Annotated in this window: 25 protein-coding genes; 17 read left to right on the top strand and 8 right to left on the bottom strand. The window is 66.3% G+C overall.

Going from position 1 to position 24,518, the window contains the following annotated elements:
• The first annotated feature begins 22 nt into the window (after window positions 1-22).
• Window positions 23-814, top strand: a complete 792-nt coding sequence (locus tag NMB43_RS04755) for an ABC transporter ATP-binding protein (protein ID WP_494351008.1) — start codon at window positions 23-25, stop codon at window positions 812-814.
• A 68-nt stretch (window positions 815-882) separates the two neighbouring features.
• Here the strand turns inward: NMB43_RS04755 and NMB43_RS04760 are convergent, their stop codons facing one another.
• From NMB43_RS04760 to NMB43_RS04790, 7 genes are all read right to left on the bottom strand, one after another.
• Window positions 883-1,230, bottom strand: a complete 348-nt coding sequence (locus tag NMB43_RS04760) for a hypothetical protein (RefSeq protein ID WP_494351009.1) — start codon at window positions 1,228-1,230, stop codon at window positions 883-885.
• Window positions 1,231-1,398: 168 nt separating this feature from the next.
• Complete coding sequence (gene rfaE2 / locus NMB43_RS04765; protein WP_494351010.1) at window positions 1,399-1,890, bottom strand: D-glycero-beta-D-manno-heptose 1-phosphate adenylyltransferase; 492 nt, start codon at window positions 1,888-1,890, stop codon at window positions 1,399-1,401.
• An 85-nt stretch (window positions 1,891-1,975) separates the two neighbouring features.
• Window positions 1,976-3,589, bottom strand: coding sequence for a methyl-accepting chemotaxis protein (locus tag NMB43_RS04770; protein ID WP_494351011.1), 1,614 nt, complete (start codon window positions 3,587-3,589; stop codon window positions 1,976-1,978).
• 136 nt (window positions 3,590-3,725) lie between these two features.
• The gene (locus tag NMB43_RS04775) at window positions 3,726-4,463 is read right to left on the bottom strand and encodes a GntR family transcriptional regulator (RefSeq protein ID WP_494351012.1); all 738 of its coding nucleotides are present in this window, start codon (window positions 4,461-4,463) and stop codon (window positions 3,726-3,728) included.
• A 97-nt stretch (window positions 4,464-4,560) separates the two neighbouring features.
• Complete coding sequence (locus NMB43_RS04780) at window positions 4,561-5,763, bottom strand: amidase (RefSeq protein WP_494351013.1); 1,203 nt, start codon at window positions 5,761-5,763, stop codon at window positions 4,561-4,563.
• A gap of 187 nt (window positions 5,764-5,950) precedes the next feature.
• The gene (locus NMB43_RS04785; RefSeq protein ID WP_494351014.1) at window positions 5,951-6,856 is read right to left on the bottom strand and encodes a polysaccharide deacetylase family protein; all 906 of its coding nucleotides are present in this window, start codon (window positions 6,854-6,856) and stop codon (window positions 5,951-5,953) included.
• Window positions 6,853-7,323: a nuclear transport factor 2-like protein gene (locus NMB43_RS04790; protein ID WP_494351015.1), complete on the bottom strand. Its 471-nt coding sequence runs from the start codon at window positions 7,321-7,323 to the stop codon at window positions 6,853-6,855. Before NMB43_RS04790 ends, NMB43_RS04785 begins: the two co-directional genes overlap by 4 nt.
• 214 nt (window positions 7,324-7,537) lie before the next feature.
• On the opposite strand from NMB43_RS04790, the gene NMB43_RS04795 reads away from it, so the two are divergent.
• From NMB43_RS04795 to NMB43_RS04820, 6 genes are all read left to right on the top strand, one after another.
• Entirely contained in the window at window positions 7,538-8,725 is a 1,188-nt protein-coding gene (locus NMB43_RS04795) for an ABC transporter substrate-binding protein (RefSeq protein ID WP_494351016.1), read from the top strand.
• 269 nt (window positions 8,726-8,994) lie between these two features.
• Window positions 8,995-9,873 carry a branched-chain amino acid ABC transporter permease gene (locus tag NMB43_RS04800; protein ID WP_494351017.1) on the top strand — a complete coding sequence of 293 codons (879 nt, stop codon included), beginning with the start codon at window positions 8,995-8,997 and terminating at the stop codon, window positions 9,871-9,873.
• Between the two features lie 32 nt (window positions 9,874-9,905).
• Window positions 9,906-12,440, top strand: coding sequence for a branched-chain amino acid ABC transporter ATP-binding protein/permease (locus NMB43_RS04805; protein WP_494351018.1), 2,535 nt, complete (start codon window positions 9,906-9,908; stop codon window positions 12,438-12,440).
• Window positions 12,441-12,621: 181 nt separating this feature from the next.
• Window positions 12,622-13,005 (top strand): oxalurate catabolism protein HpxZ, encoded by a 384-nt coding sequence (hpxZ, locus tag NMB43_RS04810; RefSeq protein ID WP_494351019.1) that lies wholly within the window; start codon window positions 12,622-12,624, stop codon window positions 13,003-13,005.
• Between the two features lie 36 nt (window positions 13,006-13,041).
• Window positions 13,042-13,872, top strand: coding sequence for a sulfite exporter TauE/SafE family protein (locus NMB43_RS04815; protein ID WP_494351020.1), 831 nt, complete (start codon window positions 13,042-13,044; stop codon window positions 13,870-13,872).
• A 1-nt stretch (window position 13,873) separates the two neighbouring features.
• On the top strand, window positions 13,874-15,451 hold the full coding sequence (locus NMB43_RS04820) for a gamma-glutamyltransferase family protein (protein WP_494351021.1): 1,578 nt from the start codon (window positions 13,874-13,876) through the stop codon (window positions 15,449-15,451).
• Between the two features lie 9 nt (window positions 15,452-15,460).
• Here NMB43_RS04820 and NMB43_RS04825 read toward each other — a convergent pair whose 3' ends face one another.
• A complete protein-coding gene (locus NMB43_RS04825; protein ID WP_494352114.1) occupies window positions 15,461-16,378 on the bottom strand; it encodes a MerR family transcriptional regulator in 918 nt (305 codons plus the stop codon).
• Between the two features lie 89 nt (window positions 16,379-16,467).
• Here NMB43_RS04825 and NMB43_RS04830 point away from each other — a divergent pair, with 89 nt between their 5' ends.
• The 10 genes from NMB43_RS04830 (at window position 16,468) to NMB43_RS04875 (ending at window position 24,448) form a co-directional block, all read left to right on the top strand.
• The gene (locus tag NMB43_RS04830; protein WP_494351022.1) at window positions 16,468-16,671 is read left to right on the top strand and encodes a hypothetical protein; all 204 of its coding nucleotides are present in this window, start codon (window positions 16,468-16,470) and stop codon (window positions 16,669-16,671) included.
• 24 nt (window positions 16,672-16,695) lie between these two features.
• Entirely contained in the window at window positions 16,696-17,523 is an 828-nt protein-coding gene (gene folE2, locus NMB43_RS04835; protein WP_494351023.1) for a GTP cyclohydrolase FolE2, read from the top strand.
• Window positions 17,520-18,860, top strand: a complete 1,341-nt coding sequence (locus NMB43_RS04840; protein WP_494351024.1) for an NAD(P)/FAD-dependent oxidoreductase — start codon at window positions 17,520-17,522, stop codon at window positions 18,858-18,860. The genes folE2 and NMB43_RS04840 overlap by 4 nt, the downstream gene beginning before the upstream one ends.
• Window positions 18,857-19,630, top strand: a complete 774-nt coding sequence (locus NMB43_RS04845; RefSeq protein ID WP_494351025.1) for a DUF1365 domain-containing protein — start codon at window positions 18,857-18,859, stop codon at window positions 19,628-19,630. Before NMB43_RS04840 ends, NMB43_RS04845 begins: the two co-directional genes overlap by 4 nt.
• Window positions 19,627-20,862 carry a class I SAM-dependent methyltransferase gene (locus NMB43_RS04850; protein ID WP_494351026.1) on the top strand — a complete coding sequence of 412 codons (1,236 nt, stop codon included), beginning with the start codon at window positions 19,627-19,629 and terminating at the stop codon, window positions 20,860-20,862. The genes NMB43_RS04845 and NMB43_RS04850 overlap by 4 nt, the downstream gene beginning before the upstream one ends.
• Window positions 20,863-20,942: 80 nt before the next feature.
• Entirely contained in the window at window positions 20,943-21,380 is a 438-nt protein-coding gene (locus NMB43_RS04855; protein ID WP_494351027.1) for a chalcone isomerase family protein, read from the top strand.
• Window positions 21,380-22,690 (top strand): MFS transporter, encoded by a 1,311-nt coding sequence (locus NMB43_RS04860; protein ID WP_494351028.1) that lies wholly within the window; start codon window positions 21,380-21,382, stop codon window positions 22,688-22,690. Before NMB43_RS04855 ends, NMB43_RS04860 begins: the two co-directional genes overlap by 1 nt.
• Before the next feature lie 50 nt (window positions 22,691-22,740).
• On the top strand, window positions 22,741-23,220 hold the full coding sequence (locus tag NMB43_RS04865; RefSeq protein ID WP_494351029.1) for a DUF3833 domain-containing protein: 480 nt from the start codon (window positions 22,741-22,743) through the stop codon (window positions 23,218-23,220).
• A gap of 8 nt (window positions 23,221-23,228) precedes the next feature.
• Window positions 23,229-23,999: an SDR family NAD(P)-dependent oxidoreductase gene (locus NMB43_RS04870; RefSeq protein WP_494351030.1), complete on the top strand. Its 771-nt coding sequence runs from the start codon at window positions 23,229-23,231 to the stop codon at window positions 23,997-23,999.
• Window positions 23,996-24,448, top strand: coding sequence for a nuclear transport factor 2 family protein (locus tag NMB43_RS04875; RefSeq protein ID WP_494351031.1), 453 nt, complete (start codon window positions 23,996-23,998; stop codon window positions 24,446-24,448). Before NMB43_RS04870 ends, NMB43_RS04875 begins: the two co-directional genes overlap by 4 nt.
• Window positions 24,449-24,518 lie beyond the last annotated feature (70 nt).

A 24,518-nucleotide genomic window follows, 5' to 3' on the forward strand; every position in this document is an offset into this window, starting at 1 on the left:
GCGACACAGAGAGGAAAGAATCATGAAATCACTGGTACAGATCGAAGATGTCGGTATGTCCTTCGAGACCAAGAAGGGCACCTTCGTCGCACTGCGCGACATCAACCTGCGCATTGCGGAAGGCGAGGTCGTATCCCTGATCGGTCACTCCGGGTGTGGCAAGTCGACCCTGCTGAACCTGATCGCGGGGCTCACCCTGCCCAGCACCGGGGCGTTGATCTGCAATGGTCGCGAGATCGGCGGTCCCGGCCCGGAGCGCGCGGTGGTGTTCCAGAACCACTCCCTGCTGCCTTGGCTGACCTGCTTCGAGAATGTCTACCTGGCTGTCGAGCGTGTGTTCGGCACTAAGGAAGGCAAGCCCAAGCTTAAGGCGCGCACCACGGCCGCGCTCGAGATGGTTCATATGGGTCATGCGGCCAACAAGTATCCGCACGAGATCTCGGGCGGCATGAAGCAGCGTGTGGGTATCGCCCGGGCGTTCGCGATGGAGCCGAAGATCCTGCTGATGGATGAGCCCTTTGGCGCGCTCGATGCGCTGACGCGCGCCAGCCTGCAGGACGAGCTGATCGGCGTGATGGGCAAGACGGGAGCTACCGTGGTGATGGTGACGCACGACGTGGATGAGGCGGTGCTGCTATCGGATCGCGTGGTGATGATGACCAACGGCCCGGCGGCGACCATCGGCGAAATCCTCGAGGTGAAGCTGGACAAGCCGCGCGATCGTCTCGCGCTGGCGCACGACAGCAACTTTGCGGCCTATCGCGCGGCGATCCTGGAGTTCCTGTACCAGAAGCAGCTCAAGCGCGCGGCCTGAACGGTGCGTGGAGTGAGCAGCAAAAACGCCAGCCTGGAGGCTGGCGTTTTTGTGTGTGCGTGCTGCGCTTACTGCCTGTGGCGGCTGGGCGTGTTGAGGTTGCCGCGGTCAAAGGGGTTGTCTGCTTGCAACCAGCCGATGTCGACCAGTGCGCGCGTGACCATCTCGTTGGCCAGGGTGCGTGGCACTTCTTCAGTCAGCGAGAAGCGCTCGGCGGGCAGCAGTAACTCGCGCGTCTGCTGGTGCGCGCTGTCGTAGCCGTAGAGGTAGAGGCCCGAGCCAAGCTCGTCGGTGCCGACGATGCCGTAGCGCGCGGTGCCGGCGATGCCACGAATCCACCACGACCAGCGCGGCGAGAAGCCGGTCTGGCAATAGCTGGTGGATTCGATTTCGAAGCCTTGATTGAGTCTGTCCATGCGTTTCATTGTGTCGTGTGGACGGATGGACACGAAGTGAAATTCCGTAGCGCAACAGTCGTTTGCAAGCGCGACTCAATAAGTCACAGATGGTGACATTTCAGTGCCGTTGGCCATAGCCGGCTGTGTGCCGCGGCGTGATCGAAATCACGCCTTGTCGGGCGGGATTCAGAGGCGGCGGATCTTGCTGAGCAGGGCGGTGGTCGAGCGCTCGACCTCGAAGGGGATGCTGTGCACGCTGCCGCCCCAGCCGAGCACCTCGGGGTAGCCGACGATCTTCTCCACCGGCCAGTCGCCGCCCTTGACCAGCACGTCGGGGCGACATTCGATGATGCGCGCGATCGGCGTGTCCTCGTCGAACCAGGTGACCAAGTCTACGCAGTCCAGCGCCGCCATGACATGCGCGCGGTCTTCCAGTGTGTTGACCGGGCGGTCGTCGCCCTTGCCCTGGCGCTTGACCGAGGCGTCGGTGTTGAGCGCCACGATCATGCTGGCGCCCAGCGCGCGGGCCTGGCCCAGGTAGGTCACATGACCGCGGTGCAGGATGTCGAAGCAGCCGTTGGTGAACACCAGCGGGCGGGGCAGGGTGGCGATGCGCGCGGCGAGGTCTTGCGGCGCGCAGATGCGGCGGGTGAAGTCGGGGAGCGGGTAGGCGGACATCTTCGGGTGAGGCGTGCAAGGAAGGCGAACACTATAACCAATCGCCTTCCTGCTGGTCACTGCTTGGGCAGACAGCGTGCCCCGTTCAGACCCTGAAGCGAGCCGCCGCTGCGTTCAACTCGCCGGCAAGACTGGCCAGTGAGCGCGCGGTTTCGCTGGCGCCGCGCACTGCCGAGTCGGATTCCTCGACCATGTGCGCAATGCGCTCCACGTTGTTGGCGATGCTGTTGCTGGCTGCCGTCTGCTCCGCCGTTGCGTGGGCCACGTCGCGGATCTTGGCCAGCGTCTGCTGCGTCTCGGCATTGATGCCATGCAGGGCTTCGGCTGCCTCGTTGGACAGCGCCACGCCGCGCTCCACCAGTGGGCGCACGGTGTGCATGCTGGCCACCACGGAGTCGGTGTCATCCTGCACGGCGGCAATGGTCTGTGCGATTTCGGTGGTGGCCTTGGTGGTGCGTTCCGCCAGCTTGCGCACCTCGTCGGCCACCACGGCAAAGCCGCGCCCCTGTTCGCCTGCGCGTGCGGCCTCGATGGCTGCATTGAGCGCCAGCAAGTTGGTCTGCTCGGCAATTTCCTTGATGGTGCTGGCGATGCCGCCGATCTGGCGCGTGCGTTCTGCCAGGCCCTCGATCTTGCCGGAAGCGTCGGCGATGGTGCCAGACACGGCCTCGATCGCTTCGGCCGCCGATGCGACGCGCTGGCCGCCACTGGCTGCCAGTTCGGCTGAGCGGCTGGAGTTGCCCTCGGTCTCATGCGCGTTGTCGGCGATCTGGCCCACGCTGACCGTCATCTCCTCGATGGCGGCGGCGGTGGCCGAGGTCGCCTCCGACGACTGGCTGGAGGCGGTGTGGATGTCGCTCATGCGGGAGGCAATATCGTTGGCCGCATCGTTCAGTGCAGTCGCGCTGTGTTTGATGCTGGTGAGCATGCCCTGGAGGTTGCGCTGCATCACCCCCAGCGAGTCCACCAGACTGCCTGCCGGCGCGGTGGGAAGGCGTTGGCCGAGATGACCTGTGGCGATCTGGTTGGCTGCTTCCACCGCGATGGCGGGTTCGCCGCCGAGTTGCCGGTAGATGTTGCGCGCCATGATGACGGCGAGCCCCGTGCCAAGGCCGACGATCAGCAAGCCGGCCACAGCCAGCGTCAGGGCGTAGCGGTGGAAGGCCGTGTCGATGTCATCCACGAAGAAGCCGGTACCCACCGTCCAGCCCCAGGGGGCGAATCGGGTCACGCCGTTGAGTTTTGGAAACTCTTCCTTGCTGTCGCTGCCCGGCCGGGTGGTGTAGATGGTGACAAAGGCCGGATCCGCCTTGGCCAGCGCATCCCGATAGACCTCCACGGTCTTGCGTCCGTCCGGCATCGTGGAGCCGAGATCCTTCTTGCCGATGCGCGATTCATTGGCGTGCGCGACCAGCGTGAAGTCGTCGTCGCGCGCAAAGATGTAGTCATTGCCATTCTTGAGGCCGCGCAGGGCTTCGCTGGCGCGTGCCCGCGCCTCCTCCTGCGTCATCTTGCCGGCCTTGGCCGCTTCATCGAACTGCTTGAGGATGCCCACGGAAAGATTGAGCAGCGTACGTGTCTGCATTTCTCGTTCTGCGGTCATGGTGCTGCGGATACCGTACAGGGCGATACCGCAGATCAACAGCAGGCCAATGGCAGAACTGAGGATGATCAGGGCCAGGCGGGAGGAGAGTTTCATGGGGCTTTCGTACGTCAGGAAAAGAGCAAGACCACTCCAGTTGAATGGTCATGTCCACAGTACGGCCCGCCGAGGTATTTCTTGAGTCCTCACGTGAAAGATCGCTGACTCAGTTCGTAAGCGTTCTGCGCATCTTTCAGCGCATGCCCAGCATGCGGGCCAGACTGCCGTCTTCTTCCTCCGTCTCCACGCATACATTGGCTTCCAATGTATGCAGGTGTTCATCCATCAGCTTCACAGCGCGTTCGGCATCGCCCTTCTCGATGTAGTCGACGATGCGGGCGTGCTCGTCGTGTTCGCAGGACGCGTTGCCGGGCGGCTCGTACAGCGCCACGATCAGCGAGCAGCGCGATACCAGCTCGATCAGGTAGCGCTGCAGGATGGTATTGCCGGCGACTTCGGCCAGGCGCAGGTGGAAGGCGCTGGCGAGCCGCGCCCACTGCGGCTGCGCAAAGCTGTGCATGGCCTCGTGTTCCTGCTTGAGCTGGGCGCGCAGGCTGGCGATGTCGGCGCGCGTGGCCTTGGCGGCGGCCAGGCGCACGATGCTCGCTTCCATCTGCCGGCGGGCTTCGAAGATCTGGCGCGTCTCCTCCGGCGTGGGCGCGGCCACCACGGCGCCGCGATTGATGCGCAGTTCCACGATGTGGTCGTGCGCCAGCTTCTGCAGCACCTTGCGCACGGTGGCGCGGCTCACCTCGAACAGTTCGCACAGCGAGGCTTCCGGCAGCTTGGTGCCGGGCTTGAGGCGCTGCGTCATCACACTCTCGAACACCGTGTTGTAGATGCGCGTCTCCACGTCGTCGCCGGGCTGCAGCCCTGGCAGTTCGGTGCTCATGGCAGGGCGGGACTTGTTGCGCGATTTGCTGGTGGCCATGGGCTCGTCTGGATTGTCGACAATCCTGTGGGTTGATTGAGCGACACAGCTTGCCACACCTCTGCCTCGCATGGGGTGTGACAAGCCTTGCCGCGCATCAGGCGGTGAGCCTGGCGTGGATCTGGCGTGCCAGGCGGATCAGCGCGAGGTCGCTGCCCACTGGCCCCAGCAGCGAGATGCCGGCGGGCAGCCCGGTGGCGGTGCGCAGCGGCAGGCTCACCTGTGGCAGGCCAGCCAGGCCGGCAATGCAGCAGATGCGCAGGGTGCGCATGCGGATGTCGTCGATCTCCGCGCCGCCTGCCGTGCGCAAGGGTGGCACACTGGCCGCCGAAGGCAGGATGGCAATGGCATCGTCGCCGAGCAGGCCGCGCACCTGTTCGCGGATCGCGGCCTTGCGGGCTTGTGCCGTCTCGGCATCGGCCTGGCTGACGCTGGCCGCATGCTGCCAGCGTGCCGCGATGGCGGGCGCGAACACCGGCGACTCACGCCTGATCCAATCGCCGTGAGCTTGCCAGCCTTCGAAGGCGCCCACGGTCACGTAGGTCTGGCGCCAGTCCTCCAGCGAGGTGGGGGCGGCAATGTCCGTCTCGCTGGCTGGCCCGACCTGCGCCACAGCGGCATCCCGGGCGGCGGCCAGCAAGGGTTGGAAGGCCGGCTCCGCCAGTGCCCAGGTGTCGCGTGGCAGCAGTACGCGACATGGCCTGAAAGCGCTCTCCGGCAGCAGTACCTGCCCGACGCGCTCGAAGGTCTCGGCGGCGTGGGCGAACCAGGTGGCCGTGTCGAAGCCGGGATGCAGGGGCACAAGACCGTCACGTGACAGCAGGCCGTGCGTGGTACGCAAGCCCCACACGCCGCAGTAGCTGGCCGGCACGCGGGTGGAGCCGCCAGTGTCGGTGCCCAGCGCGAAGTCGACGAGATGCGCTGCCACCGCCGCCACCGAGCCGCTGGAAGAGCCGCCGGGGATGCGCTCGGGAGCTGCGCTGTTCACCGGCATGCCGTAGTGCAGGTTGTCGCCGTGAATGCTGTAGGCCAACTCGTCGGTCAGCGTCTTGCCATGCAGGGCGGCACCAGCGGCCAGCAACTGCGCCACCAGGGGGCTATGCCGATCGGGTATAGGATGCGTCTCCAGCCAGCGCGGATTGCCGGCCCCGGTGGGATGGCCGGCGACGTCGAACACGTCTTTCACGGCAAAGCTGAGGCCGGCCAGCGGGCCGCTGGCGGTGGGCGGCAGGCTGAACTTGCCGTGCGGTACCCAGGCGCCGATGTGGTCTTCGAAGGGGAGAGGGGAGTGTGTCGTCATGAGCGTGGTGAGCTGGGCTGAGTGGAAGCCGTCATTCCTGCGCAGGCAGGACTCCAGTGTCTTTCGATGCAGCCCGCAAGTGCAGAGGGAAAAGCAAAGTCGCTGGGTCCCTGCCTGCGCAGGGACGACGAGCGCGGCAGTGTGAGCAAGGCGGCTGCTGGCAATTGAAGAGTGGCGTGCATCTCATTCAAACTGGAAACAGCTCGTCGACATGTCGGCAGATTGCCCCTGGCGTGGTGATCCAGACATCGCCGGCGTCGCGTGCGGCGGCGATGTGTTCCAGCGCGCGGCGCAGGTGACGCAGGCGGTAGGGCTGGCCGACGAGGTAGGGATGCAAGGCGATGCCCATCACCAGCGGCTGGTGGCGGGACTGCTCGCGCATCTCGTCGAAGTTGTCGACCACGAGCTGGGCGAAGTCCTTGCCGTCCATCTGGCGCGCGATGATCATCGGGATGTCGTTGACCTCCTGCGGGTAGGGGATGGCCCACAGCCGCTTTCCGCTGCGTGTCTGCATCGCGACCGGCTGGTCGTCGTGGCACCAGTTGAGCGTGTAGCGATAGCCCGTTTCGGCGAGCAGGTCGGGGGTCAGGCGACTTTCTGAAATCCAGGGTGACAACCAGCCGCTGGGCGCGATCCCGCTATGGCGTGCGATGTGTTCGCGGCAGGTGGCGAGCAGCCCGGCTTCGCCGGCTTCATCCAGCTCGGCCTGGCGCATCGCGTTGCTATGGCCATGACCAATCAGCTCATCGCCGCGTGCAGCGAAGGCCTCCACCAGCTCGGGACAGTGCTCGTAGAGGGCGGTGTTGATCAACGCGCCGGTTGGCAAGCCGAGCTGCTTGAACAGTTCCAGGCAGCGCCAGGCGCCGACGCGGTTGCCGTACTCGCGCCAACTGTAATTGAGCACATCCGGCTGCGGCGAGACCGGGCCGATGCAGGCGCCCAGCCCTTCCCCGAATGCAAAGTGTTCGATGTTGAAACCGAGATAGACGGCGAGCCGTGCGCCACCGGGCCAGCTGTAGTCCGGGCGCCGCGTGATCGGGCTATAGGCGAAGCGGCCACTGTCGGGCAGCCGGGCCAGGGGAGGCGCACTCATGCCGCGGCCCCCATGGGGGAGGGCCAGGCCTGGGCGAGGCCGGCGCGCACCAGCAGCCACTCCGCGCTGTCGTTCCACACCTGCATGTCTACGATCTTGCCCTGGCGCACCACGTAGCGATCGACGTAGCGATTGCCCTCGAAAGGGGTGCCGTCCAGCCAGGCGCCGTAGAGCGTGCCGATGTTGTAGACGATGGCTTCATCGGCGGTCGCGCCGGCGACCACGTCGGTGCGCTCGAAGCGTTTCTTGACCCAGGCATAGCGGCTGGCGTTGAAGGCGCTGCACTCGGCGGGTTCCGCCATCTTGCGCCCACCCGTAAACAGGATGCGCATGTCGGGCGCGGTGAAGGCGCGGGCGCCCTCCGGGTCCGGAATCATGATCACGCGCAGGAACTCTTCGACCAGTTCGCCGGCGCGGCGGCCGATCTCTTCGCTACTGCCCATGCCCGGTTTTGAAGCAGGATTCATCGTGGATTCTCCGTTTTTGCACTAAATCTGTGCGAACAATCGCCAACGAGGCGTGCTTTTACATGTGAGCATAGTGCGTGCCAGATTGTAGACAATTAGCTTTTACAAGCGTCTGCAATGTTGTTTCTACATTGATAACATCTGGCATGTTTCCTGCGTTGGGTTGTTCCGTGGCCATGTGGCCTGTTCTTGTCCCGCACACTGGAGATTCGTCATGACCCGTACTACCCGACGTACCGTCCTGGCTGCCGCGCTGGCGGCCGCGAGCTGTCTGAGCCTGCCGTCCGCGCTGGCGGCCGACCCGATCAAGATCGGCCTGGTGACGGCCTTGTCCGGCCAGTCTGCGCTGGCGGGCGAGGCCATCACGCGCGGCATGACCGTCGCCATCGAGGAGATCAATGCCAAGGGCGGATTGCTGGGCGGGCGCAAGCTGGAGCTGGTGCGGCGCGACGATGAGGGCAACCCGGCCAAGGGCGTGACCGCGGCGCGCGAGCTGATCTACAAGGAGAAGGTGGCGGTTCTGTTCGGCGGCCTGGATACGCCGGTGTCGGTGGCCATCGTGCAGATGGCCAACCAGGAGAAGGTGCCCTTCATGGGGCCGTGGGCGGCCGGTACGCCGGTGACCAAGAATGGCGCCAACCCGAACTTTGCCTTCCGCGTGTCGGCGGTGGACGAGATCGTCGACCGCGGCATGCTGGCCTACGCGCAGAAGACCTTCAAGGCAGCCAAGCCCGGCATGATCCTGGTGAACAACGCCTGGGGTGAATCCAACGAGAAGGGCCTCACCGCCGCGCTGACGGCCAAGGGCATGAAGGCGGTCGGCGTCGAGAAGTTCGAGGCCAATGATGTGGACGTGGTGCCGCAACTGACGCGCCTCAAGGCGGCCGGTGCCGACGTGCTGTTCATGGTCGGCAACGTGGGTCCCTCGGCTCAGGTCGTGAAGTCGCTGGACCGCATGGGCTGGAAGGTGCCGGTGGTGTCGCACTGGGGCCCGGCGGGTGGCCGCTTCACCGAACTGGCCGGCCCGAATGCGAAGAACGTGCACTTCGTGCAGACCTACAGCTTCTTCGGCAAGCAGAACCCGGTCGGCGAGAAGCTGATCAAGACCCTGATGGCCAAGTACCCGGACATCAAGGGCGTGGATGACATCACGCCGGCGGTCGGCGTGGCCAATGCCTATGACGGCCTGCACCTCGCCGCGCAGGCGATCGCCAAGGCCGGCTCCACGGACGGCGATGCGGTGCGCCAGGGCTTCTACAAGATCGACCGCTACGAAGGCCTGATCAAGACCTACGTGAAGCCCTTCACTCCCGAGGTGCATGACGCGCTCAACGAGAATGACTACGTATGGGCCTACTTCATTGACGACTACATCCTGCCGGTCGGTATGACCAGCAAGTAAGAAATCGCACCAGGGCGGGCTGCGCGCCCCGCTGGCGTTGTTGGCTTGCTCGCCGTGCAACTGCACTGCTCTGCGCAAGCCGCCTAGCCAGCAGGGCGCTCGCTCCGCCCTGATGCGATTTCTCCGCTCAGTACGTAGGGCGGAACTCCGCAGGAGGTTCCGCCGGCCGCCGGCAGGCGGCTCCAGTCAGGCTTCGCATGGTCACGACCGGCGGAACCGCTGCGCGTTCCGCCCTACGTTCCGGCTATCACGAATACCAAGGCAATCCGATGCTCCTCCTCTCCGCCCTGATTTCCGGCCTTGGCCTGGGAGCCATGTATGGCCTCATGGCGCTGGGCTTCCATGTCACTTACGCCGTGTCCGGCACGGTCAACTTCGCGCAGGGCAGTTCGATGATGCTGGGCGCGGTGCTGACCTTTGCGTTCGCCAAGTTGCTGGGCTGGCCGATGCTGCTGGCCATCGTGCTGGCGCTGATGCTGTGCGCGCTGTATGGCCTGCTGGTTGAGTTCGTTGCGGTGCGTCCTTTCGCCAGTCGGGGCTCGGATGCCTGGCTGATGTCGACGGTGGCGCTGGGCATCGTGCTCGACAACCTGGTCATGTTCTCCTTCGGCAAGGAGCCACGCTCGCTGCCCTCGGTGCTGGCGCAGACGCCGATCGAACTGGGTGGGCTGGGCCTGGGCGTGTATCCGCTGCAACTGCTGATCCCCGTCATCGGTCTGGCCCTCGCGGCGGTGCTGCACTTCGTGGCGCGGCGTACCCGCTGGGGCACGGCCATGCTGGCGGTGGTGCAGAACCGCGACGCGGCGCGCCTGATGGGCATACCGATCCGGCGCGTGGTGATGCTCGCCTTCGCGCTGTCGACCCTGTTCGCCGGCATCGCCGGCGTGTTGATCGCCCCCTTGATGAACGTACATGCCGACATGGGCACGCTGTTCGGTCTCAAGGCCTTCGCGGTCGCCATCCTGGGCGGTATCTCCAGCGCCTGGGGCGTGATGCTGGCCGGGCTGATCTTTGGGGGCGTGGAGGCCCTGGTCACCGCCACGCTGGGCTCGGGCTACACCCAGATCATCAGCTTCTCGCTGGTCATCGTGGCGCTGGCGCTGCGCCCCAATGGCCTGTTCGGCCGCGCCGAGGTGCGCAAGGTATGAGCAGCCTGGATCAAACCCTTCCCCTACCCGCCATGTCATTCAATTCAAATGTCATCACCGGCCGCAACGATGGCGGCCTCGCGCGGCTGGTGCTCGCGCTGATCGGTTTCACGGCCGCGCTGGTGCTGGCCGCCACCCTCAACGGCTACTACGTGTTCGTGCTGGCCAATGTCGCGCTGCTGGCCATCGTGGGCATCGGCCTCAACGTGTTGATGGGCATGAGCGGGCAGGTCTCCTTCGGCCATGTCGGCTTCTATGCGCTGGGCGCCTACGTGGTGGCGGTGCTGACGACCCGGGCGGGCTGGAGTTTCTGGGCCGCCTGGCCGGTCGCAGCGGCGCTGAGCTGCGCGGTGGGTGCGCTGCTGGCCTTGCCGGCACTGCGCGCCAAGGGGCCTTATCTCGCCATGATCACCATCGCTTTCGGCTTCATCGTCGAGCACAGCGCGGTCGAGCTGCGCGATCTCACCGGCGGGCAGAACGGCATCATGGGCATCGCTGCGCCGGCCTTGGGCGAGCTGTTGCGCGGCGAGCGTGCGGTGGCCGCCTTGGCCGTGCTGACAGCGGCGGTGGCCCTGCTGGGCTACCAGCTCTTGTCGCGCGGCAGTTGGGGCGCGGCCTTGCGTGCGGTGCGCGACAGCGAGACCGCTGCCGAGTCCATCGGCCTCAATCCGCTGGTGGTGAAAACCGTGGCCTTTGCGGTGTCGGCCCTGCTGGCGGGCCTGGCAGGCGGGCTCTATGCACCGCTCTCGGGCTTCGTGACGCCCAGCAGCTTTGCCTTCATCCAGTCCATCCTGTTCGTGCTGGTGGTCATGATCGGCGGCTCGGGCACGCTGGCAGGTCCTATCGTCGGCGCCATCATCGTGGGGGTCCTGCCAGAGCTGTTGTCCAGCCTGGAGGAATATCGCCTGCTGTTCTTTGGCGTGCTGTTGCTGCTTGTGTTGTGGGCGGCACCCGGCGGCATGGTCGGCTTGCTCGCGTCCCTGCATGCCGCCGCGATGCGCCGGCTTGGCTGGGCGGGCAAGGGAACGATGTCGGTCGACGCGCCGCAGATCAGCCTGCCGGCGCGGCCGCGCAAGCCCCTGCATGCGGACGCCTTGTCGATGATCTTCGGCGGCGTGCGTGCGGTCAGCGCACTGAGCTTTGCTGCACAGCCGGGGCGGGTGACCAGCCTGATCGGGCCGAACGGTGCCGGCAAGAGCACGGTGCTGAACATGCTTTCGGGTTTCTACACCCCGACGCTGGGCCGCTGCCTGCTGCAGGATGCGGCTTTGCAAGGGCGTGGCGCGTGGCGCGCGGCGCGCAGTGGGGTGGCGCGCAGCTACCAGACCTCGCAGCTCTTCGGCTCGCTGACGGTGTTGGACAACGTGGCCTTGGCCCTGCCGCGCGGTCGCCTGGGGGGCTTGCTGTCGCGTCGTGCCGTCAGTGCGCCGGCTGCGCGTGAGCGTGCGGCTGCTTTGTTGCGCTGGTGTGGTTATCAGGGTGAGCTCGGTATCCAGGCTGCGGGGCTGGCGCATGTCGATCGTCGCCTGGTCGAGATCGCGCGGGCGCTTGCAACGGACCCGGAGGTGCTGTTGCTGGACGAGCCCGCGGCCGGCCTGTCTCGCGAGGACAAGGCGCAGCTCGGTGCCTTGCTGCGGCGGATTGCCGAGGCTGGTATCGGCGTGCTGCTGGTCGAGCACGACATGGCGCTGGTGATGGAGGTGTCGGACCACATCGTGGTGCTGGATGCGGGCCAGTTGCTGGCGCAAGGCACGCCGGTCGAGATCCAGCATCACCCCGATGTCCGCCGTGCCTACCTGGGCGAGTCGGGCTCTGTGCAGGTGGCCGCGCCTGCTGCCCGCCGCGTAGCCGGTGATGCGGCGGAAGTGCTGGGCGTGGGCGGCCTCACAACTGGCTACGGTGCCGAGCCGGTGCTGCACGCGGTGGACCTGCAGGTGCGCGAGGGCGAGATGGTGGCGCTGCTGGGCGCCAACGGCGCCGGCAAGTCCACGCTGATGCGCAGCCTCAGCGGCCTGCACAAACCCTTGCAGGGCGGCATCCACCTGGCCGGTGCGGAGCTGACCGAGCTGCGCGCCGAGCAGATCGTGGGCCAGGGCCTGGTGCTGGTGCCGGAGGGGCGCCAAGTGTTCCCCGAACTGAGCGTGCTGGACAACATCCGCCTCGGCGCCTTCCTGCACCCGGGAGGGCGCGAGCAGCGCGTGGAGGAGATGCTGACGCGCTTCCCGCGCCTGCGCGAGCGCCTGCACCAGCGCGCCGGCCTGCTGTCGGGCGGGGAGCAGCAGATGCTCGCGATTGCCCGCGCGCTGATGGCGAAGCCGCGCGTGCTGCTGCTCGACGAACCCTCGCTGGGGCTCGCGCCGAAGATCATCGAAGAGCTGTTCGCGGCGCTGGATCGCCTGCGCAACGAGAACATGACCATCCTGCTCGTCGACCAGATGGCGGCGCTCGCGCTGGCCCTGGCCGACCGTGCCTACGTGCTGGAGAGCGGCCGCGTGGTCGCGCGTGGCACAGCGGCCGAGATTGCGGCCGATCCGGCACTGGCGAAGGCGTATCTCGGTGGGCACTGAGTGGCGGGCTCCCTTTCGAACCCTCTCTCCGTCATTCCTGCGCAGAGCCTGCCCTCGATCTGATCGGGGGCTGGAGTCCAGCGTCATTCGGTCGCGGCGCGCAGGTGCGGAAGGAAAGGCAAAGTCACTGGGCACCTGCCTGCGCAGGGGCGACGGCATGAATCAGGATCGGACGAATCACATGAATGAACGAAGCATCAACCTTCCCCACATCCTTGCCGAGGTCGAAGCGGCCTTCGCGCGCTATGAGGCCGCCCTGACCGGCAACGACGTGGCGGTGCTCGACGAGCTTTTCTGCGACAGCCCGCTCACCGTGCGGTATGGCGCGACCGAGAACCTCTACGGCTATGCGGCGATTCAGGACTTCCGTGCGGCGCGCCCCTCCAAGGGCCTGATGCGCCGCTTGCGCAACACCGTCATCACGACTTACGGTGAGGACTTCGCCACCGCCTGCACCGAGTTCACGCGCGAAGGCGTGGCCCGCGTCGGTCGCCAGACGCAGACCTGGGTGCGCATGCCCGAGGGCTGGCGCGTGGTCGCGGCGCACGTCTCCTGGATGGACTGAGGCACGCGCCGATCGCAACTACAAGACACTTGATACATGACAATCGATTTCACCCATCTGGCGCTGTTCGCCGCCGCACTCTTCCTGACCGGCTGCGTGTCCGGTTTCCTGGCCGGCCTGTTGGGGGTCGGCGGCGGCATCATCGTGGTGCCCATCCTCTACATGCTGTTCCCGGCGCTCAATGTGGCGGAGGAGATCCGCATGCACCTGGCCGTCGGCACCTCGCTGGCCACCATCATCCCGACCGCGATCACCTCGGCGCGTGCGCACTACGCCAAGGGTGGGCTGGACCCGGCCCTGCTGCGCGCGCTGGCGCCGGCGATCCTGGTCGGCGTGGTGGCCGGCAGCCTGTTTGGTGGCAAGGCCAGTGGTCACACGCTGATCCTGATCTTCGCCATCGTCGCCCTGGTGGTCGCGATCTACATGGCCTTCCGCCGCGACAACTGGATCATCGCCCCGGCCTTGCCGGCTTCGCCCTTGCTGCGTGCGCCCATCGGGCTGTTCATCGGCTGGTTCTCGGTGCTGATGGGCATTGGCGGCGGCACGCTGTCGGTGCCCATCCTGAGCGCTTTCGGCGTGGAGGTGCGGCGCGCCGTGGGCACCGCGTCGGCCGTGGGCATCCTGATCGGCGTGCCGGGCGTGCTGGGCTTCATCGCCACTGGCTGGGGCAATCCACTGTTGCCGCCACTGAGCCTGGGCTACTGCAGCCTGATCGGTTGCGCCCTGATCGTGCCGGCCTCGATGCTGACCGCGCCGCATGGCGTGCGCGCCGCGCATGCGATTTCGCCGGCGCTGCTGCGGCGCGCCTTCGCGCTGTTCCTGCTGATCACCTCGATCAAGATGTTCATGAGCGCATTCGGGAGCTGACATGCTGAAAGCGACGATGGCCCGTGGCGGCTTGGTTACGGCACCACATCACCTGGCCGCGCAGAGCGGTGCGGCGGTGCTGCGCGAAGGCGGCAATGCGGTGGAGGCGATGCTCGCGGCGGCGGCGAGTATCGCGGTGGTGTACCCGCACATGAACGGCATCGGTGGTGACGGCTTCTGGCTGATCGCCGAGCCGGGCAAGCCGCCCATTGCGATCCGTGCCTGCGGGCCGGCAGCCGGGCTGGCCGACCGCGCCTTCTACACGCAGGACAAGAGCATTCCCACGCGCGGCCCGCGTGCCGCGCTGACGGTGGCGGGCGCCATCGGCGGCTGGGCGCAGGCGCTGCAGGTCGCGGCGCGCCTGGGTGGCCACCTGCCCGTGGCGCGTCTGTTGGCGGATGCGATCCATCACGCGCGTGTCGGCGTGCCGATCACGCGTTCGCAGGTCCAGCTCACCGCCAGCAAATGGCATGAGCTGGAAGCCGTGCCTGGCTTCGCCGAGACTTTTGCCGCCCAGGGCCTTCCCGCACTGGGGGATACGCAGGTGCAGCCGCGCCTCGCTGCCACGCTGGAGCAGCTCGTGCGTGCCGGGCTGGATGACTTCTATCGCGGCGAGCTGGCGCGCAGCCTGGCACGTGACCTGGAGGCGCTGGGCAGCCCGCTGCGCCTGGCCGACCTGGAGGCCTATCGGGCCGAACAGGTCACACCGCTGTGCGTGGATTTGGGCGTCGGCCGCATCTTCAACCAGCCGCCACCCACGCAGGGCGTCAGCGCGCTGGCGATCCTCGGCATCTTCGACCGTCTGGGCGTGCGGGACGGCGAGTCCTTTGCGCATGTGCACGGCTTGGTGGAGGCGACTAAGCGCGCTTTTCGCTGGCGCAATGCGCACTGCGGCGATCCGCGCTACATGAGTGCGGACGCCCAGGCCTTCCTGCATGCCGATGTGCTGGCGCGCGAGGCCGCTGCCATCGACAGTCAGCGTGCTGCGCCCTGGCCCGAGATCGCCAAGCCTGGCGACACGATCTGGATGGGCGCAGCCGACCGCCACGGCAACGTGGTCAGCTACATCCAGAGCGTGTATTGGGAGTTCGGCAGCGGCGTGGTGCTGCCCGAGAGCGGTGTGCAGTGGCAGAACCGTGGCGCGAGCTTCACTCTGCACGACGGCCCCAATGCCTTGCTGCCGGGGCGCTTGCCCTTCCACACGCTGAACCCTTCGCTGGCGCAACTGAAGGATGGCCGCGTCATCGCCTACGGCACCATGGGTGGGGAAGGGCAGCCGCAGACGCAGGCCGCCGTGTTCTCGCGCCACGTGCTGTTCGGTCAGGACATCCAGGCCGCTGTCACGGCACCGCGCTGGTTGTTGGGGCGCACCTGGGGCGAGGAGTCCACCAACCTCAAGCTGGAGTCGCGTTTCGCCCCCGCGCTATACGACGCGCTACGCGCAGCCGGGCATGACATCCAGATCGTCGGTGATTTCGAGGACATGATGGGCCACGCCGGCGCCGTCTCGTGGCACGCCGATGGCCTCATCGAAGGCGCCTGTGACCCGCGGGCGGACGGTCTCTGCGCGACGGCCTGAACCGCGCCTTCAGCCTTGGCGGCGGCGCCACTCCGCCAGCCCTTCCAGCGTCTGCGCGATGTCACTCATCTCCATGCAGCGCGGGTCGTTTGGCGGGCACAGCTTCTCCAGACGCGAACCCACCCACAGTTTGATGTGTGGGGGCAGCAGGCGGAGCAGGGCGGCGACGCCTTCGCGAGCTTGTCGTTGCGGGTAGGCCGGGCTGAATGACAGGGCCACGATGTCGATGTCGCCACGCGCAGCCGCGCTGGCAATGTCGGCCAGCGGCGTCTGGGTGCCCAGCGAGATGCAGGTCGCTCCTTCCGGAACGAGCATGGCTTCCGCCATCAAAAGCCCCAGGCTGTGCTGCTCTTCGGGAAAGGTCGTCAGCAGGATGCGCGGGCGCGTACCGCCGCTGGCCTGGGCATTGATCGCGGCGCGCAGCGTGTTCTGGATGTGCTCGGTGTAGAGGTGCTCCTCTGCCACGTCGATCTCGCCCTGCATCCACGCATTGCCGACCGCGATGTTGAGTGGAACCACGGTGTCGGTCACGAAACGCTGCAAGCCTTGTTTGCCCAGCCATTTGAGCAGGATGCTGCGCAGCGCTTCGCTGTGGTGACCGCGCAGCAGGGCGACCAACTCATCGAACTGGGGGCAGGCAGGCAGCGCGGGGCGCGCTGATTGCTCCGACAGCGCGGCATGCAAGCCCGCCTGGCCATCGGCCAGCAACTTGCCGGGGCGCGCGCCCTGGTCTATCAGACGTTTCACATGGCGCAGCAGCTCCAGTTGCTCACGTGAGTACAGCCGCTCGCCCAGCGCATCGCGCGCCGGGACGGGGAAGCCGTAGCGACGCTCCCATACACGCAAGGTGTCCTTGGCAAGCCCGGTGTCGCGCTCGACGGCGGCAATGCTGAAGTAAGGGTCTTCTTGTCTGTCAGTCTGAATCATTTTGTCCAAGACAAACTCTTGACTTTGATTGAGTTGAGCTCTAATTTAAGATCACTATTCAGTTTTGTCCACGACAAATGGAGATGGCCATGAAGTCTCATCAGTCTTTCCCCCGTGCCGGACGGGTCCTGTCCCGCCCTGGGCTGGCCGCGCTGCTCAGCCTGTTCGCCGTGATGGCGGCGACCGCCACCTGGGGTGTGATCCAGCATGCACGCGAAGCCGAGCAGGAACGGTTTGTCATGGACAGGATGTTGATTGTGCATGACGGCGTGGCCGCCATGTGGCACCCCTGAGCCCGCCCCGCCCCTGGAGAGACCATGAACGCCCCCGAGAAAGTTGTTTTCCTGCCCGACGTCCAGGCCACGCCTGACCTGCGCGCGCTGGCCATCCAGCGTGTCGGGGTCAAGGGTTTGCGCTACCCGCTGCAGTTGCTGTCGGACGAAGGACTGATCCAATCCACTGTGGCGACCGTGGCGATGTACGTCGGCCTGGCGCCCGAGGTGAAGGGCACCCACATGTCGCGCTTCGTCGAGATTCTGGAGCGCGAGCGTGCCGCCCTGCGCATGCAGGACTTGCCGGCCCTGCTCGACGAGATGCTGGTGCACCTGGATGCGAGCAGCGGCTACATCGAGCTGCGCTTCCCCTACTTCCTGCGCAAGCTGGCGCCGGTGTCGGGCGTGGCCAGCCTGCTGGACCTGGATGCCGAGCTGCGGGTGGAGCGTCGCCCGGGCGAGGCAGTGAGCGAAGTCACCCTCAAGGTCGTCACGCCGGTGACCAGCCTGTGCCCCTGCTCGAAGAAGATCTCGGAGTACGGCGCGCACAACCAGCGCTCGCACATCAGCATCACGGTCCAGTTGCGCGGCTGGCTGAGCCTGGAGACCCTGGTCCGCATGGCGGAGGAGGAGGCCTCCTGCGAAGTCTTCGGTCTGCTCAAGCGGCCGGACGAGAAGTGGGTCACCGAGCGCGCCTATGACAATCCCAAGTTCGTCGAGGACCTGGTGCGCGACATCGCACTGCGGCTCAAGGCCGAGCCCCGCGTCGCGCGGTGGACGGTGGAATCGGAGAATTTTGAGTCGATCCACAACCATTCCGCCTACGCGCTGATCGAGGGCGTGAATGCTGAAGCCGGGGAGGCGCTGACATGAAGATGGGCGAACTTCCGGCGCAGCCGGGCACGGGCGAGCAGCCACGGCGCATCGCGGTGGTCGGCGGCGGTATCGCCGGCTTGTCGGCGGCCTGGCTGCTGGGCCGTCGGCATCAGGTCACGCTCTTCGAGGCGGGGGCTTACGCAGGTGGGCATGCCAATACGGTCGACATCGAGGTCGATGGCGTCTCCGGACCGGTCGACACCGGCTTCCTGGTATTCAACCGGCGCACCTATCCGAACCTGGTCGGCCTGTTCGAAACCCTGGATGTACCGGTGGCCACCAGCAACATGAGCTTCTCGGTGAGCCTGTCGCAGCCCGACCTGGAGTGGGCCGGGGACGATCTCTTCACCCTGTTCGCGCAGAAGCGCAATCTCGGTCGCCCTGCTTTCTGGCGCATGCTGTCGGATATCCGCCGCTTCAATGAAGAGACGACCAGGCTTGCGCGCGAGCATTCGGCACCGGCCATCTCGCTGGGCGAATACCTGCGACGCGGGGGCTACAGCGAGGGTTTCCGGGCCTGGTATCTGTTGCCGATGGCGGCGGCGATCTGGTCCTGCCCGACCGAGCAGATGCTGGCCTATCCGCTGGCCACCTTCCTTCAGTTCTGTCACAACCATGGCCTGCTGCAGGTATTCGACCGGCCCCAGTGGATGACGGTGCGCGGCGGCTCGCGCGAGTACGTCCAGCGCATGCTGGCCGGCATCCCGGACCTGCGCCTCAATGCGCCGGTCTACGCCGTGCAGCGCGGTGAGCGGGGCGTCGAGGTCATCAGCACGCGTGGTACCGAGCACTTCGACCATCTGGTGATGGCCTGCCATAGCGATCAGGCGCTGCGCATCCTGGGCGAGTCCGCCACGGCGGCGGAACGTGCCGTGCTGGGCGCGATTCCGTATCAACCGAACCGCGCCATCCTGCATACCGACACACGCCTGCTGCCGCGCCGGCGCAACACCTGGTCGGCCTGGAACTACCTGGCCGGCGAAGGCGCAATCGACCGCCAGCCGGTGAGCGTGTCCTACCTGCTGAACCGCTTGCAGCCGCTGCCCTTCCAGCGCCCGGTCGTGGTCTCGCTGAATCCCTTCATCGAGCCCGCGCCGGACAAGGTAATTGCCGAGTTCGATTACGACCACCCGGTGTTCGACCTGCGCGCACGCGACGCCCAGGCACACCTGCCGATGCTGCAAGGCCGTCAGCACACCTGGTTCTGCGGCGCCTGGACGCGTTACGGCTTCCATGAGGACGGTATCGCGTCGGCGGTGGAGGTGGCTGCGATGCTCGGTGCAGTGGCACCCTGGCGTGCCGCCGCGCTGCAGCTCGACGAGGTGGCGGCGTGAGCCAGAGCCTGTCGATGACGCCCGCCCTGAGCCTGGGGGCGGTCATGCATGCGCGCCACGTGCCGGTGGAGCATCGCTTCTCCTACTCGGCCTTTACCTTGTGCGTGCCCCTGTCACACCTGCAGACCCTCGACCTACCGCTGCTGCGGGTCAATCGGGCGGCACCGCTGGCCCTTTACGAAAAGGACCATGGCGCGCGTGATGGCTCGCCCTTGCTGCCCTGGATCCGGGGCTTGCTGGCCCGCCATGGCGTCGACAGCGCCGATGGCGAGGTGGTGCTGCAAACGGTGCCGCGCCTGTTCGGCTACGTCTTCAACCCGGTCAGCTTCTGGTACTGCCACGACCGTGACGGCAAGCTGCGTGCGGTGCTGGCCGAGGTGAACAACACCTTTGGCGACCGCCATAACTATCTGGTCGTGCATCCGGACCAGCGCCCCATTGAAGCCGACGACGTGCTGGTGGCACAGAAGGTTTTCCATGTGTCGCCCTTCTTTCCGGTGAAAGGCGAGTACCGCTTTCACTTCACACGACGCGGAAGCCAGCTCACTGTGGGCATCGACTACTGGGATGAAGGGGTAAAGCAGCTCACCACCCGCCTGGCCGGCCAGGACAGACCTTTGACCAGTCGAGCCTTGCTGGGCGCGCTGCTACGCTGCCCTCTGCTCAGCGTAGGCGTCATCGTCCGCATCCATTGGCAGGCTCTGCGACTGGCCCTGCGCCGAGTCCGTTTTCATTCCAGACCGCTCCCGCCCGCAGAGGAGACCACATGAATACCCGTTCCGACGCCCTCAGCCGCAGCGCCGCCGCCAGCATCCCCTCCGCCGCCCGCATCGTGATCCGCATGCTGGAACGCATCGAGGGCGGATGCATTTCCTTGCGCCTGCCCAATGGCGATCAATGCCTGCTGGGCGATGGCTCCCTGACGGCCACGCTGGAAGTCACCGACTGGTCGGTGTTCGAGCGCATCCTGGGCGAGGGCAGCATCGGCTTTGGCGAGGCCTACATGGAGGGTCTGTGGCAGGCCGACCACCTTGCTGCCTTGCTCACCTTGCTGGCCAGCAACCGGCGCCAGTTGGAGCGCGCCATCCACGGCAACGTGCTGCGCGTATTGGGGCACCGCCTGTGGCACCTGCTGCGCATGAACACCCGCCGCGGTGCACGCCGCAACATTGAGGCGCATTACGACCTGGGCAACGAGTTCTATGCCCTGTGGCTGGACGAGACCATGACCTATTCGAGCGCGCTGTTCGAGACGCCCGGCCAGGCCCTGGCAGACGCCCAGCGCGCCAAGTACCGCCGCATGCTGCAGCAGATCGGCGCGCGGCCCGGCCAGCACATCCTGGAGATAGGCTGTGGCTGGGGCGGTTTCGCCGAGGTCGCGGCGACCGAGTTCGATTGCAAGGTGCACGGCATCACCCTGTCCCCGTCCCAGCTCGCCTGGGCACAGCAGCGCGCGGAGCGCGGTGGTTTCGCCGATCGCGCGGTGTTCGAGTTGCGTGACTATCGCGACCTGGCCGGCCAGTGGGACCACATCGTCTCGATCGAGATGATCGAGGCGGTGGGCGAGCGCTACTGGCCCTCCTACTTCGCGCAACTCAAGGCCTGCGTCAGACCCGGCGGGCGCATCGCGGTGCAGGGCATCGTGATCGATGACGCCTTGTTTGCCCACTACCGTCGTGACGTGGATTTCATCCAGCGCCACATCTTCCCCGGCGGCATGTTGCTGTCGCCCCAGCAGGTGCGTCTGCAGGCCAAGCGTGCCGGGCTCGATGTGCTCGACGAGCATGCCTTTGGCATCGACTATGCAGAGACGCTGGCGCACTGGATGGAGCGCTTCAATGCGGTTGCCAAGGAGGTCGCGGCGCAGGGCTTCGACGCCCGTTTCATGCGCATGTGGCAGTTCTACCTGGCGTACTGCGAAGCCGGCTTCCGCGCCCGTAACACCGACGTGCTGCAGTACCTCTTCGCGCACGAGGGCGACAGCCCGGGGGTGGGCAGATGAACCGGCGGCGGCGTCTCCTTCTGAGCCTCTGTCTTCTGCTGCCGGTGCTGGGGCACGCGCAGGAGAGTGGAGCGGAGCAGATGCTGCCGGGCCTGCGCCCACTGGGAGCGGGCGAAATGCGCTGGTTCGGCCTCAACCTCTATCGTGCACAACTGTGGGTCGCCGGTGAGCGTTTCGATGTCGACGCTGCGTTCGCCCTGCAACTGACCTACGCCCGCGATTTCTCGGGCGAGATGCTGGTGTCCACCTCCATCGACGAGATCCGCCGCCTCGGTACGCGTGACGAGGCGACGCTGGCGCGCTGGCGCCAGGAGCTGGACCGCGTGCTGCCCAGCGTGAAGAAAGGCGAGACCCTGATCGGGCGGCATGAGCCTGGGCGGGGCATGAGCATGTTCCACGACGGTCGCTTTGTGGGAGAGGTGCGCGACCCGGCGCTGGCACGTGCCTTCTTCGGTATCTGGCTCGACCCCCGGACGCGCGCGGCCGAGTTGCGCACCCGTCTGATCGGAGCTGGCTGATGAGCGCCCGGCTGGAGTGCCTGCCTGCTGCGTCGCGTGGCCCGGCAAGCTGGCGAACCGTCCTGGCCTATGGCGGACTTGGCATGCCCTTGGCATTCGTCGCGCTGCCAATCTACGTGCATGTCCCGGCGCTGTACGCACAGCATGGCGCCTTGTCCCTGGCCGCCATCGGCAGCATCCTGCTGTTTGCCCGTTTGTGGGATGCGCTGATCGACCCGGTGATCGGCTGGTGGGCGGATCGCCATCCGGCGGCGGGTTCAGCCCGTCTGCGCTTCATCGCCCTGGCAGCACCTTTCCTCATGCTCGGTTTTGCGGCCCTGATGAACCCACCCGCCACGGCGGGCGCGGGCTGGTTGCTGCTGAGCCTCTTTGTCGTCTACTCGGCGTATTCGGTGGCCAGCGTGAATCACCAGGCCTGGGGGGCGGAACTGGCCCAGAACGTCGAGCAGCGCACCGGCCTGACGGCCAGTCGTGAAGGCTTCGCTCTGCTGGGTGTCGTACTCGCCTCGGCCCTGCCGGGGCTGATCGCGCCGACGCTGGCCGAGGGCTTGGGGCTCATCGCCTGGTTGTTCGCCGGTTTGTTGGTGCTGGGCGTGCTGGGTGCCGCATCCGGCCTGCCCCGCATGCAGCCTGCGGCGCTCGTGCGATCTGGCGAAGCGCCCGTTCTCTCGGTGCTGTGGCGGGTGTTCCGCCGCCCCCGGTTTCGCGCACTGCTGGCCGTTTTTGCATTGAGCGGCATCGCAGCGGCGATACCTGCCACCCTGGTCCTGTTCTTCATTGCCGACGTGCTGCAAGCCGAGCGCCTCAGCGGCATCTTTCTCGCGGTGTACTTCATCGCGGCCGCCTGTGGCTTGCCGGTATGGGTGAGCCTGGCACGGCGCATCGGTCGACTGCATGCCTGGCTGGCGGGAATGCTGATGGCATCCGCCGCTTTCGTCTGGGCAGCTTTCCTGGGCGAAGGGCAGCTTTTCGCCTATGGGCTGGTGTGCGTGCTCTCCGGGCTGGCCCTGGGGGCGGACCTGGCGATGCCGCCGTCCCTGCTGGCCGATCAGGTTGCGCAGGATGCGGAACTGGGCGCTGGCAGTTACTTCGGCTGGTGGAATCTGGTGTCCAAGCTGAATCTCGCGCTGGCCGCCGGCCTCGCCTTGCCGTTGTTGCAGGCGCTCGGCTACACGGTCGGTGCGCGCGAAGCCCAACCCTTGTTCGCGTTGGCCATCGTCTATGCCCTGCTGCCGGCCGTGCTGAAGCTGGCAGCGGTGGCCTTGCTATGGACGTTCAGACATCGGATAGAGGAGCACAAGGGATCATGAAACGCTGGTGGTGTCTGTTTCTGTTGGCCGCCTTGACGGGATGCGCAAGCATGGATGTGAAAGATTACATGGCCGATGAGCCCAAGCTGGAGCTGCCCAAGTACTTCAGCGGCACACTGGATGCCTGGGGCATGTTCCAGGATCGTTCCGGCAAGGTGATCAAGCGCTTCCATGTGGTGATCGAGACAAGCTGGAAGTTCGAGGACGGGCGACCGGTCGGCACCCTGGACGAGCACTTCCGCTACTCGGACGGCACGACCCAGCGCCGGGTATGGACGCTGACCCAGCAGGCCGATGGTAGTTGGCGCGGGCGGGCGGACGACGTGGTGGGCGAGGCCGTCGGCGAGGTCTCCGGCAATGCCCTGCGCTGGCGCTACGTGCTGGCCCTGCCGGTGGATGGCAAGGTCTATCACGTCAAGTTCGACGACTGGATGTTCCTGATTGATGACAAAGTCATGTTGAACCGCTCGTTCATGAGCAAGTTCGGCTTCGAGCTTGGTCAGGTCACGCTGTCCTTCACCAAACGGTAAATACCAGCATGGCCATGAATCCTCCGATCACCGACTGGAGTGGCCGCCGAGTGTGGCTGCTCGGCGGCTCCACCGGCATTGGTGCCGAGCTGGCCAAGGCGTTGGCCGCGCAGGGCGCGAGGCTGGCGCTGTCGGCACGCAACCCGGCACGGCTGGCCGATCTGGCAGACAGCCTGGGAGCGCTCGCCTTGCCCCTGGATGTGGGGCAGGCCGAGCAACTGCAGGCTGCACATGCACGCTTGCTGGCCGAGTGGGGTGGGGTGGATGTCGCCATCCTCAATGCAGGCACCTATGCCCCAGTGGCCGCGAAGGATATCCAGCCCGGCTGGGCCGATGCGCTGATGCGTACCAACCTGCTGGGCATCATGGATGCCGTCGCCTGCGTGCTGCCCGGCATGCTGCGCGCAGGGCAGGGCCACATCGTGCTGGTCGGCAGCGTGGCGGGCTATCGCGGCCTGCCCAAGGCGCTGGCCTACGGACCCAGCAAGGCGGCACTGATCAACTTCGCCGAGTCCTTGTATCTGGACGTGGCGCGCGCGGGGCTTGGCGTGACCCTCGTCAGCCCCGGCTTCGTGCGCACGCCGTTGACCGCGCAGAATGACTTTCGCATGCCCGCGCTGATGGAGCCGGACGAGGCGGCCCGGCGAATTCTGGCGGGCCTGGCACGTGGCAAGTTCGAGATCCACTTCCCGCGTCGCTTCACGCTGCTGCTGAAGTGCCTGAAGCTGTTGCCGGCATGGGCGTATCTCAAACTCGTGGCACGGACGGTGCAGGCATGAACGCGTCCTGCACCTCGGAGAACACGCAGGAAGCCAGGGTGGCGCGACTGGTCGCCTGGTACGAAACCCTCAGTCCAGATTCGCTCGCGCGCCTTCCAGAGTTCTATGCGCCCGCTGCGCGCTTCCGTGATCCTTTCAACGATGTGCGCGGTCCGGCCCGGATCGAGCGCATTTTCCGGCATATGTTCGACACGCTGGAGAGCCCCAGCTTTAAGGTGAGCGATGTCTTTCATGGCCCGGGAACGGCGATGCTGGTATGGGATTTCCATTTCCGCCTGCGTGGCCGGGCGTTCAGCATCCAGGGCTGTAGCCGGCTGAGCCTGGATGGCGAAGGAAGGGTGGCAGAGCATCTCGATTACTGGGACAGCGCGTCCGAATTGTTTGCGCGTTTGCCTGTGTTCGGCGCCGCGGTACGCTGGCTTCTGCGTCGCATGGCCGCAAATCGCTGACATGTCATGTGTGGAAAAGCGTCAAAAATGCCTCGTTGGGCAGCAAATATTGCGGTAATCTTTTCGCCTG

This window comes from Uliginosibacterium sangjuense (genome assembly GCF_059132465.1).